The organism is Shimwellia pseudoproteus, from assembly GCF_016415625.1.
Classification (GTDB): Bacteria; Pseudomonadota; Gammaproteobacteria; order Enterobacterales; family Enterobacteriaceae; genus Shimwellia; species Shimwellia pseudoproteus.
The window spans coordinates 20,075-29,023 of the sequence record NZ_WBXP01000046.1 but is presented as its reverse complement, the minus strand read 5'-3'; the positions used below and the strand labels follow the sequence as shown (position 1 = coordinate 29,023).

At 56.4% G+C, this 8,949-nt stretch carries 8 protein-coding genes; 1 reads left to right on the top strand and 7 read right to left on the bottom strand.

From position 1 onward, the window contains the following. Positions 1 to 69: 69 nt before the first annotated feature. Together F9C28_RS16445 and F9C28_RS16440 are read right to left on the bottom strand one after the other, a co-directional pair. Positions 70 to 990, bottom strand: a complete 921-nt coding sequence (locus F9C28_RS16445; RefSeq protein ID WP_199016392.1) for an alpha/beta hydrolase — start codon at positions 988 to 990, stop codon at positions 70 to 72. Further along, on the bottom strand, positions 990 to 1,910 hold the full coding sequence (locus tag F9C28_RS16440) for an alpha/beta hydrolase (RefSeq protein ID WP_199016391.1): 921 nt from the start codon (positions 1,908 to 1,910) through the stop codon (positions 990 to 992). Before F9C28_RS16440 ends, F9C28_RS16445 begins: the two co-directional genes overlap by 1 nt. A 137-nt stretch (positions 1,911 to 2,047) precedes the next feature. Between F9C28_RS16440 and F9C28_RS16435 the strand changes: the two genes are divergently transcribed. Then, positions 2,048 to 2,947 (top strand): LysR family transcriptional regulator, encoded by a 900-nt coding sequence (locus F9C28_RS16435; protein ID WP_199016390.1) that lies wholly within the window; start codon positions 2,048 to 2,050, stop codon positions 2,945 to 2,947. Positions 2,948 to 3,201: 254 nt separating this feature from the next. Here the strand turns inward: F9C28_RS16435 and gap are convergent, their stop codons facing one another. The 5 genes from gap to mdtD all read right to left on the bottom strand — a co-directional run bounded on the left by gap (position 3,202) and on the right by mdtD (position 8,948). After that, complete coding sequence (gene gap, locus F9C28_RS16430) at positions 3,202 to 4,212, bottom strand: type I glyceraldehyde-3-phosphate dehydrogenase (RefSeq protein ID WP_199016389.1); 1,011 nt, start codon at positions 4,210 to 4,212, stop codon at positions 3,202 to 3,204. 78 nt (positions 4,213 to 4,290) lie between these two features. Beyond that, positions 4,291 to 5,271 carry a GlxA family transcriptional regulator gene (locus F9C28_RS16425; RefSeq protein WP_199016388.1) on the bottom strand — a complete coding sequence of 327 codons (981 nt, stop codon included), beginning with the start codon at positions 5,269 to 5,271 and terminating at the stop codon, positions 4,291 to 4,293. A 136-nt stretch (positions 5,272 to 5,407) separates the two neighbouring features. Continuing rightward, positions 5,408 to 6,133, bottom strand: coding sequence for an envelope stress response regulator BaeR (gene baeR, locus F9C28_RS16420; RefSeq protein WP_199016387.1), 726 nt, complete (start codon positions 6,131 to 6,133; stop codon positions 5,408 to 5,410). Further along, on the bottom strand, positions 6,130 to 7,524 hold the full coding sequence (baeS, locus tag F9C28_RS16415; protein WP_199016386.1) for an envelope stress sensor histidine kinase BaeS: 1,395 nt from the start codon (positions 7,522 to 7,524) through the stop codon (positions 6,130 to 6,132). The genes baeR and baeS overlap by 4 nt, the downstream gene beginning before the upstream one ends. Next, entirely contained in the window at positions 7,524 to 8,948 is a 1,425-nt protein-coding gene (gene mdtD, locus F9C28_RS16410) for a multidrug transporter subunit MdtD (protein ID WP_199016385.1), read from the bottom strand. Before mdtD ends, baeS begins: the two co-directional genes overlap by 1 nt. Between the last annotated feature and the right edge of the window lies 1 nt (position 8,949).

Here is an 8,949-nt window from a genome sequence, read left to right as displayed (position 1 = left end):
TTGAACTTTTGCTTTGTCACAGGATGTCGCTACAGGGTCAGGAGTGTGGTGATCTGATCCTAATTTCGGCTAAAAGTTCGATTTATTCAACAAAGCCATCGCTTCACGAACCGCTTCCGGTTTGTCATACAGTTCGTAATGCGAAAAATCGGCTAATGAGACTAACTGGCGGTCACGGGAAACGGCAGCCCGTCCATAGATTTCCAGACCATCACGGTAAGCCCCGAAAGCGCCCACTTTTTCACCGACCACCACCATCACGGGTTGAGTCAGCAACACTTCCGCAAAAGCGAAGGCATCCCAGGCCAGCGTTTTCTGCGCATGCGAGAACACCATTCGCGTAGCCCCGCCTGGCTGCTCGCCGCGCGGCGTTTTGTAGTAGTCTGTTGCCTCAAACACGTCACGCTCAGTCAGTCCACTGGCCATTGCTATTTCCGGGCTGGCGGGGAGCAGTTCATTAACCTGAACCTCTCCCCCGTGGGCTTCATTTGTACGCTGTGCCGCCATCGCATTCAGCGCGCCAATAGGGTCATAATTACTGAAGCCTTCGCGAAAAAGACGACCGATATTTACGCCGGTGATGCTCACCACGGCTTTAATACGTTTCTCTGTCAGTGCGGCATTTATGGCATAGCCACCGCCGCCACAAATACCCAGCACGCCAATGCGCTGGGCATCGACATACGGCAGGGTTACGGCGTAATCAATAACGCGACTGATATCTTCCACGCGCTGAGTGGGATCCTCCACCCAGCGTGGAGAGCCGCCGGACTCCCCCTGGAAACTGGCGTCATAGGCGATCACGACATAGCCTGCTTCAGCTAACGCTTTTCCGTAGACATTGCCGGACGTCTGTTCCTTACAGCTACCAAAAGGGTGGACGCTGATAATTGCCGGATACTGTTTTGACTCATCGAACGCCGGTGGAAACTGAACATTGGCGGCAATGTGCCAGGCCATATCGGCGTTCTGGATTTGAACATGTTTCATTACAGCGTCTCCTCAAAGAACGGGGCTAATACGGAAACTGCTTCAGCGACGTAGGCTTTACCGTCATACAAGTCCATGTGGTTGGCGCCGTCGACAATGTGGTAGCGCTTGTCCTGGCCTGAGGCGCGATCGTACAGATCGTCACTCATCCATTTACTTCCCGCCGCGCTACCCGCCACAATTTGCATCGGTTGGGTCAGGTACACCTCCGCCATATGGTACGCGTCGTAGGTAATGATCTGGTTGAGACTGCGCAGCGTGGCGTATCCGGGGGCCGTCGGGTACTGTGCCCGTGGCGTGTGGTAGTACTCCCAGGCCTGGCGCAACTCTTCATTTGGTGCATCAGACTCCTTCATGGGCGCCAGCGGCATGGTGGCATACTCACCGCTGCTAATATCGGTACTACGGGCATTTGAACCTGCTTCAACGTACGGCAGCGCATCAATGGATTTCACATTGTTTTCCCAGCCATTGCGGAACATCGAGCCGATATTGACGGCGCTGACCGTTCCGATTGCCTTGATGCGGCGATCCTGAATCGCGGCATTGGCGGTGTAACCCGCACCGGCGCAAATTCCCATCGCGCCAATTTTCGCGCTGTCGACATAAGGCAGTGTGGTCAGGTAATCAATCACCGCACTGACATCTTCGGTACGGATGTACGGGTTTTCCAGCTGGCGAGGCTCCCCACCGCTTTCGCCCTGATAAGACGCATCGTAAGCCACGGTCACAAACCCTTGTTCTGCCAGCTTTTCGGCATAGGTACCGGCGGTTTGTTCCTTAACGCCACCTCCCGGATGAGAAACCACAATAGCCGGGTACTTGCGGCTTTCATCAAATGCGGCTGGGAAGTAAAGCACGGCGGACAAAGAGATTGTCGGGATATTGCTGTTGGTGAAACTGATTTTCTGGTTCATCATCCGGTTCCTCATTGGGCTGTCGGCTATCTGTCATGTTTGATGGGATAACTATAGCCATTGATCATTAAGATGATTAGACCCAAAATAATGATTGGACTTATCATTTAAATGATTAATTGCCGGATGAAAACACAGAGATGAAACGCGATGAGATAGCCGATCTGATGGCATTCGTGGCCGTCGCCGAAGAGCGTAGTTTCACCCGGGCTGCCGCCCGTCTGGGCATGGCCCAGTCAGCGCTAAGCCAGATAGTGCGCCGAACAGAAGAGCGCCTGAGCCTGCGGCTTCTGACGCGTACTACACGCAGCGTTGTTCCCACAGAGGCGGGTGAACACCTCTTGTCTGTTCTTGGTCCCATGCTGCACGACATAGACTCGACTCTGGCCTCATTAGGCGATCTGCGTGACTGCCCCTCAGGCACAATACGCATTACCACAGTGGAACATGCCGCAAAGACCATATTGTTGCCCGCCATGCGCACGCTGTTGAAATCTCACCCTGATATTAATGTGCAGCTGCTCATCGATTACGGCCTGACTGATGTCGTCTCAGAGCGTTTTGATGCCGGGGTTCGCCTGGGGGGAGAGATGGATAAGGATATGATTGCTGTTCGAATCGGGCCCGATATCCCGATGGCAATTGTTGGTGCGCCAGAATATCTCTCGCGAAAAGGTATTCCAGTGTCTGTGGCGCACCTGGTCGATCATCAGGCTATTAATCTGTACCTTCCTTCATCGGGTACCGCGAATCGCTGGAGATTAGTGCGTGGAGGGCGCGAAGTCAGGGTTCGCATGGAAGGACAACTGCTATTGAATACGATAGACCTGATCCTCGATGCAGCGATTGACGGGCACGGCCTCGCGTATCTGCCTTATGACCAGGTTCAGCAGGCTATTGAAGAAAAAAAACTGACCCGCGTTCTGGAGAAATTTACGCCAGACTTACCCGGGTATCATTTGTACTACCCACACCGACGCCATGCGGGTTCGGCATTTTCTCTGTTAATTGATGTGCTTAAGTATAATGGATCTGTTTAGATATCTTTTCGATGATGAGTTCAGGCATTCAGGGGAAACTCGCGTGTTCTGTACAACGTCCGCTTCTGGCACTAAGCGGACCCCGCAAGCCGTAGTCATTTATTTTCATGGCAGGTTATTGCAGGCAACGTGAGGGTTTAAAAAGCATTCAGTCAGCCCCGGGGCAACAGGCTGCCACGGAGCAGCTAACCCACGACAGGGATAAAAAAAATCCACGTCAGGCGTGGATTTTAGACAGCGTGAGAGGGCCGGCGTTAGTGTTCATGCCTTGCCATCAAAAGCGCCAGATCGACGAGGCGATTGGAGAATCCCCATTCATTGTCATACCACGCCAGAATTTTGACCATATTACCGCCAATCACCAGCGTTGACAGGCCGTCAATAATGGAAGAACGCGGGTCACCCTGGTAGTCGCTGGACACTAATGGCTCATCGCTATAGCCGAGGATCCCTTTCAGTGGTCCGGTTGCGGCGGCTTCACGAAACGCCTTATTGACCTCTTCTGCGGTCACATCCCGCTCAAGCGTTACGGTCAGGTCGACAATGGACACCACCGGAACCGGTACGCGCAGCGAGTAACCGGTCAAGCGGCCATCCAGCTCCGGAATCACTTTACCCAGCGCCTTCGCGGCACCGCTGGAGTAAGGCACAATCGACAGTGCCGCGGCGCGGGCGCCACGCAAATCTTTTTCCGGCTGGTCGTGCAGCGCCTGGCTGTTGGTATAGGCGTGGGTGGTATTCATCAGGCCATGCCGGATACCGAAATGCTGGTGCAGAACCTGCGCGGCGGGCGCCAGACCGTTGGTGGTGCAGCTACCGTTGCTGACCACGTAGTGTTTATCCGGGGAGTAGAGGCCATCGTTAACGCCCATCACGATGGTTAAATCATCGTTTTTACCGGGCGCGGAGATAATTACCCGCTTTGCGCCACCGCGGTGGATATGCACCGCCGCCTTATCGCGGTCAGTGAAGAAGCCGGTCGCTTCAATAACAATATCGACATCTCGCTGACGCCACGGGATGTTGGCCGGGTCGCGTTCACTGAACACGGTAATGGGGTTACCATCAACCACAAGCTGCCCTTCACCGGCGGTAACATCGGCGTCGAGTTTACCGAGCAGTGAGTCGTATTTCAGTAAATGCGCCAGTGTCTTACTGTCTGTCAGATCGTTGATTGCCACAATCTGAATTTCCGGGTTACCCAGCGCAGCACGCAGTACGTTGCGCCCGATACGACCAAAACCGTTAATACCGACCTTTACCATGATCAACTCCTTATCTGTTGTCTCTGAAGATAATGTAGGCCGGTCATAGGTTGGCGTAAATGACAAAAAAGGATCACTTTACGCCATTTTACGACAGTGAAAACGCTGGCGGTATTCACCGGGCGTGAGCTGAAGTTGTTTTTCAAACAGCCGTCGCAGATTAATGCTGCTGCCAAATCCCGTTTGTTCGGCGATACGTTCCAGTGTCTCACTGGTCTGTTCCAGACGTTGCCTGGCAGCAGCCAGGCGGGCTTCGGCGACGTAGCGTGCCGGTGACGCGCCGGTTTCCCGGGTAAATACGCGGGTGAAATTACGCGGGCTCATGGCGACTTTTTCCGCCAGTTTCTCCACACAGAGGTCGGCGGTGAGGTTCCCCGGCAACCAGGCCAGCAGATCGTTAATCGGGCCCTGGGGGCTGGTTTGCTGAAGGTTGTAGCGGCTAAACTGCAACTGGCCGCCAGGGCGGCGCAGGTACATCACGAAGTCCTGGGCGATATCACGCGCCAGGCTAAAACCGTAATCCTCTTCCACCAGCGCCAGTGTCAGGTCAAAGCCGGCGCTGACCCCGCCAGAAGTCCAGATGTGCTCGTCCTGAATGTAGAGCGGGCCGCCTTCGACATGCACCTGAGGGAATTCTGCCTGCAGGGTTTCCAGTAGCTTCCAGTGGGTGGTGGCGCGCCTGCCGTCCAGCAGCCCGGTTTGCGCCAGCAGCATCGCGCCGCCGCAAATGGATGCAATGCGGCGGGCATGGGGCGCGGCAAGGCGCAGCCAGTCAACCACCGCAATCCTTTCCTGGGGGTTTTGGCCTCTGCCGGTGACAATAATGGTATCAAGAGGCTCGCGAGGGTCTATCTCATGCAGGCGGTGATCCGCCAGTAGGTTTAAACCGGACTGACCGTGGATCACCTGATGCGGCTGGGTTGTCGCTAACTGCACCTGGTAACAGATTTCCGTGGCGCCACCTGAGTACAGGCGGTTGGCCTGCATCAAAATGTCGGCAATACCGGCGGATTCAAACAACATACCGCCATCGGGGACAATAATAAGTATCTTCTTCATGTCCTGAAAAGTAGTCTTTTTACAGAATAAGTCAACAGAACATGTGCTGGCGGAAAATAGCGGATCACCTTGCCACAGTGTCGGTACCGGGTCCTACTGAGGGTGTGATTTGGCTCTGGCGGTAACGGGTCTCCGCTCAGACAATCGAGCCGGCGTCGGCTTCCCAGCGGTAGCCAACCCCATACACCGCGCGGATAAACGACTCTTCGCTATCCAGCGCTTCCAGTTTACGGCGCAGGTTCTTGATATGGCTGTCGATGGTGCGATCGGTCACCACCCGGTAATCGTCATACAGGTGGTTCAGTAACTGCTCCCGGGAAAAGACCTTCCCCGGCTCCGCAGACAGGGTTTTCAGCAGGCGGAACTCTGCCGGGGTGAGATCCAGCACTTTGCCGCGCCAGCTTGCCTGGAAACGGCCTTCATCAATGATAAGCGCCGCCGCTGTTTGATCCGGGAACTGCCCGCCGGTGCGGGGCTTACAGCGCCGCAGGATGGTTTTAACCCGGGCAACCACTTCCCGCGGGCTATAAGGCTTACAGATATAGTCATCGGCACCGATCTCCAGCCCCAGCAGGCGGTCGATCTCCTCTATCTTGGCGGTCACCATAATGATGGGAATATCAGAAAAACGGCGGATCTCTTTGCACAGGGTCAGGCCGTCAGTCCCCGGCAGCATCAAATCCAGCAGGATCAGATCCGGCGGGGTCTGGTGAACATAGCTGAGCACCAGATCACCGTGGGCTATCAGGGTCGGCGCATAACTTGCGGCCCGCAGATAGTCGATAAGCAACTGCCCCAGTTTGGGTTCATCTTCCACAATCAGGATACGCGGCGTCGAATCATCAATCGGTAACTCAGTCATTTTGTTCTCTGTAAAGCGGTGTCCAGCGGTAACGCTACTTTAATGCTTACGCCCCCGAAAGGCGAATGTTCAGCACGGATATGCCCCCCGTGTGCCTCGACAATGTTCTGGCAAATTGACAGGCCGAGTCCAGAGCCGCCGCTGGCCCGGTTACGGGAGCCTTCGGTACGGTAAAACCGCTCGAAAAGTTTGTCGAGTTGCTGATCCGTAACCCCGGGGGCCGTGTCGGCAAAGGTCAGTATCAGCTGGTTACCGGTTATCTGGCCGCTAATGGTCAACTGGCCGCCTTTGTCGGTATAGCGCAGGCTGTTTTCCAGCAGATTGTGAAACAACTGGGATAAGCGGTCAGGATCGCCAAACACCGTCACGTCGTCCGGCAGCGCCAGGTTAATCGCCAGTGACCGGGAATGGAAACGCTCACGGAAGATCCCCGCCGCCATTTCCAGCAGGGCAATAATATCAATGGGCCGCTTCTGGTAGGCGAGGGCCCCCTCGTCGGAAAGGGACAGCTGATGTAAATCGTCGACCAGTTTCGTCAGGGTGGCGACCTCCATCTGTAAGGAGGCCACCGTGTCCGGGGTAAACTGGCGCACGCCGTCCTGGATGGCTTCCAGCTCACCGCGCAGCACCGCCAGCGGGGTGCGCAATTCGTGGGAAATATCCGCCATAAAAGCCCGGCGCATCTGCTGGCTTTTCTCCAGCGAGCTGGCCAGCCGGTTAAAATCCTGGGCCAGACGGCCCAGCTCGTCGTTGGTGCCCGGGTTGACCCGGGAGGCAAAGTCCCCGGCGGCGAGGCGGTGGGTGCCTTCCACCAGGCGCTTAACCGGCCGCAGCAGCCCTCTGGCCAGCGGAAAGGTCGCCCCCGCCGCCAGCAGAATAGACAACACCACAATCAGCCAGCTGGTGCGCCGCTGCTGGCGATCAAAGTTAATATCGGTGCTGCGGGTTAACCGCTCCACCGGGGAGGCAATCACCCAGCCGACAATCTCATTATTGACCCGGATAGCCCGGCGCATCCCGTCCCGGGGAATCGGCGGTGGCGGGCCCACCAGCATTTTTTCCCCGGCATCAGTCACCCAAAACTGGGTACGCCAGCCGTGGGGGGGCATATTGATATCGTTGTCCGGGTCGCGGTCGAACGAGCGCAATAGCTGGAACATATAATGGTCGTTATGGCGTAAAAAACGCCAGTTGCCGCGCTGGGCGTACTGCTCGCCCAGGGTATCGCTGAGCAGGTTAAGCCGCTGCTCATTGCCGTGTTTGATATAGTCGATAAAGCCCCGTTCAAAGCTTATCCGCACCGCCCAGTGCATCAGGATCAGCACCACAATACAGGTGGTTAAAATGGCCAGGAACAGCTTCCCGGTGATCCCCGGTCGCCACATTTTCATTACTCATGACTCCTTCTGTGCCGGGCAATCACGGCATTTTTGGTGGTGTCATTGGGCACCCGGACAAACACCAGCGCCGGTAGCGCGATAATGACGGCCATCGCGATGTAGGTGTACAAAAACAGCGGATGTGCATTGGCCGCCATCCCCGTGGACCCCGCCAAATGCTGCTGGCCGAAGAACCCCAACAGCAGCCCGGCCACCGAAACACCGATACTCATCGACAGCTGCATGATCATCGACAGTAAACTGTTGCCGCTACTGGCCAGGTTATCCGGCAGATCTTTTAGGGTCAGGGTATTCATGGATGAGAAGCGGATAGCGTTAACCATCCCCTGGAAGAACAGCACCACCGGCAGCAGCCAGAACCAGCCCAGCATGCCGACCAGCGCCAGCAATAGACTCACCACCGCCAGGCCGAGGGTACTGGTCACCAGCACCCGGCGGTAGCCGAAGCGGTTAACCACTTGCACCACAATACGCTTCATGCCCATGTTGCCCAGCACCATCGGGATCATCATCAGCCCGGCATGGAACGGCGACAGCCCCATTCCCAGTTGCAGGAATACCGGGGTCATAAACGGTAGCATCCCGCTGCCGATACGGCCCAGCAGGCTGCCCAGCAGGCCAATGGAAAAAGAGCGGGTGGAAAACAAATCAAGGCTGAACAGCGCCCGGGCATTGCCCCTGGCGTGCCACAAGTAGAGCAACATTGACACCGCCCCGGCCGCAATCAGCAATGACAGGCTCAGGGTGCTGATCCCCAGCCCGCCCTTGCCGTCCAGCGCCAGGGTCAGGGCCGCCATGCTAAAGGCCAGCAGGAAGAAACCGCTAAGATCGAAACGCCGGGTCTGCATGGTGTAGTTGGGCATCAGCCACAGGGTGGCAATGGCGCCGATAATTCCCACCGGCAGATTGATTAAAAAAATCCAGTGCCACGAGGCATATTGCACCAGTAAGCCGCCAACCACCGGCCCTAACAGCGGCCCCACCTGGCCGGGAAGGGTCACAAAGGTCATGGCGGCCATATACTGTTCCCGGGGGACAATTTTCATCACGGTAAGCCGTCCCACCGGCACCATCATCGCCCCGCCAATGCCCTGAACCACCCGGGCCATCACCAGGGCGTCCAGGGTGGTCGCCCGGGCACAGAGCAGCGAGCCAATAGTAAACAGCACAATGGCGCAGAAAAAGATATTACGCACCCCAACCCGGTCTGCCAGCCAGCCGCTGGCGGGCAGCATCACCGCCACGGTCAGCACATAGGAGACAATCACCATGTGCATATGCAGCGGGCTCTGCCCCAGACTGTGCGCCATGGAGGGCAGGGCGGTATTCACAATGGTGGTATCCAGGGTTTGCATAAAAAAGCCAAACGCCACGATCCAAAGTTGCCAGCGTACTGTGGCGGGGAGATCTGTCATG

Bases quoted from the DNA above. Each gene is read 5' to 3' on its own strand.
- F9C28_RS16445 (WP_199016392.1), bottom strand. From the start codon at position 990: ATGAAACATGTTCAAATCCAGAACGCCGATATGGCCTGGCACATTGCC.
- mdtD (WP_199016385.1), bottom strand. From the start codon at position 8,948: ATGACAGATCTCCCCGCCACAGTACGCTGGCAACTTTGGATCGTGGCG.
- F9C28_RS16435 (WP_199016390.1), top strand. From the start codon at position 2,048: ATGAAACGCGATGAGATAGCCGATCTGATGGCATTCGTGGCCGTCGCC.
- F9C28_RS16425 (WP_199016388.1), bottom strand. From the start codon at position 5,271: ATGAAGAAGATACTTATTATTGTCCCCGATGGCGGTATGTTGTTTGAA.
- gap (WP_199016389.1), bottom strand. From the start codon at position 4,212: ATGGTAAAGGTCGGTATTAACGGTTTTGGTCGTATCGGGCGCAACGTA.
- baeR (WP_199016387.1), bottom strand. From the start codon at position 6,133: ATGACTGAGTTACCGATTGATGATTCGACGCCGCGTATCCTGATTGTG.
- F9C28_RS16440 (WP_199016391.1), bottom strand. From the start codon at position 1,910: ATGATGAACCAGAAAATCAGTTTCACCAACAGCAATATCCCGACAATC.
- baeS (WP_199016386.1), bottom strand. From the start codon at position 7,524: ATGAAAATGTGGCGACCGGGGATCACCGGGAAGCTGTTCCTGGCCATT.